The sequence below is a fragment of the Apibacter sp. B3546 genome (assembly GCF_009827885.1).
Classification (GTDB): domain Bacteria; phylum Bacteroidota; class Bacteroidia; order Flavobacteriales; family Weeksellaceae; genus Apibacter.
This window is the reverse complement of the sequence record NZ_WINW01000020.1, coordinates 1-1,989: the sequence shown is the minus strand read 5'-3', so window position 1 is coordinate 1,989 and position 1,989 is coordinate 1. Positions and strand designations below refer to the sequence as shown.

The window sequence follows — 1,989 nt, the reverse complement described above, 5'->3', positions numbered from 1 at the left end:
TAATATCTAAAATAAGCGAGGACAAACCGGTTTCTTCCCAACTCTTTAATAAATTATATTCATGGATTTCTTCCGTTGTATAAGGCTTTTTAATGAAGGACAAAAGTAAAGATCTAGTAGCTAAGGAATTATCATCGCGTGCCGGATAATATTGACCGGTATATATTATTGATGAATTAACGTTTGTAATAGATGTTCGATAATTAAATGTTGCTTGTCCTTTTTCTCTTTCCCCTTCGCCATAAGCCTTTTTCATCGATTGAAACAAAAAATAATGTATATTATCGTGATATTCTTCTAAAAATGATATAGTGTTTTTTGTTCGTGCTAATCTTCTGAAAAACTCTACAACAGTTCCCGAGTTTAAATCAAATGGAATCATCTTATAGAAGAAAAAATTATGCAAAGATTCTCCAAATTTAGATTTTCCGGATCCTTTTTCTCCGAATAATCCTAAATGAGGAAAAAAAGAAAATTTTTTAATTAAAATATCGCGAAATATAGAAGCAAACACAAAGCCTATCCCTACAATTCCCTTATCTCCATATACTTTAACCAATTGTGACATCCATTGATCTATACATATCAGGGACTTTCTATAAACAAAACATCTTTCTTCTAAGTTTTCTTCTGTCAATCCTTCTAACTTAATATTCCCATATTTATTGGTTCTTATAAATTGATTTTTTAAATAAATTCCATCAGCAAAAACAAAAAATCCTTCATTTTGCCAGCCTAATGTTTTTAATTCGTAAGTCTTTAGAATATCATTACTATTTGAATTATCATCCAAAGCGTCTCCATATGAGCGATAGTCTTTAGTTTCACTTTTAGGTTCGTTGCCGAAATATTCTTTTAATAATTCCTTTCTGAAACGTTCTCTATTAATAATATCCTTAGTAGTTATTTCACTAAGATTTCTTATTTTTTCATATAATTCTAAACGCTCAATAAATTGAGCAATGATGAAATTTGCTTTTTCAACGTCTCCGGGAGTAAACTTCAAGGTCATTTTTAAATTTTTCATGGTTTTTCTTTTTTTATGATGTTATAAATTTTAAGCAGTCTATAATAATACGGTAGATATCCTTTTTTACCCGATTGATTTTTAAGGATGATTATTTCAGCTTTAATAAGTTTTTTAATCGCGTTTTCAGAATATAAATGACCATCTATTTTTATATTTTTTGGATAATTAATTAAATTGTCAAAAAATTCCTCAATCTCTGTTAAATACGGGTTTTTCATTTCTATTAAAAAGGAATTTCTTTTTCTTTAGAACTTAAAGAAGTATCTAAAATGTAAGTTTTTTCAATATTTAATATTCCCTGAGAGTGTAATAAAGAATAATTAAAAGCATAGCAACTCTGTGATCTTTCGCCCAGCCTGGTTGTTGCAGATCCACCAATTAAATATTTTTTAGCTCGAAAGTAATTTTTTAACGTAGTTTCATTCATTAAAGACGTACCTCTTCGTGAAGATTCTCTAAGCATATCTTGATAAATCTTCTTAAAATAAATATATAAAACTTTATCTGAATTAGTGTTATACCATTCTTCCGTTATGGTTTTACCTCCTTTTTTTACGCCTAATTTTACGGTTTTAGGTGAAATTATTTTAAAATCTTCATTCTCTTTTATTCTGTTTTCATGAACTAGATATTCAAACATTGACCAAAAATCTGCTAAACCTTCACTTTCTGTTATCATATCTGAAGAATTAATTATCAATTCTTTACAAAGACGGTAAAAATATTCTTGCGTAAAAGGAAAATTAAAATTATCCCATAAAATATAGATCGGTGTTAATATTGCCAGATAATTATTAATCATTCGTTCTTGAACTTCTGTTCCTGCTAAATCCATTTTAAGATTTTTGGCAATTAATGCGTACATTTCGTGAAATTTAGTTACAACAACTTCTCTATGCCTGATAATATCTAAAATAAGCGAGGACAAACCGGTTTCTTCCCAACTCTTTAATAAATTA

1 protein-coding gene and 2 pseudogenes are annotated in these 1,989 nt (G+C 28.2%); all 3 read right to left on the bottom strand.

The window, feature by feature from the left end:
• Positions 1–1,027: pseudogene (locus GFU93_RS04335) on the bottom strand (hypothetical protein); the annotation flags it as partial.
• Positions 1,024–1,248, bottom strand: a complete 225-nt coding sequence (locus tag GFU93_RS04330; protein WP_160567547.1) for a hypothetical protein — start codon at positions 1,246–1,248, stop codon at positions 1,024–1,026. The pseudogene GFU93_RS04335 and the gene GFU93_RS04330, both read right to left, overlap by 4 nt.
• A 5-nt stretch (positions 1,249–1,253) precedes the next feature.
• A pseudogene (locus tag GFU93_RS04325) lies at positions 1,254–1,989 on the bottom strand (hypothetical protein); the annotation flags it as partial.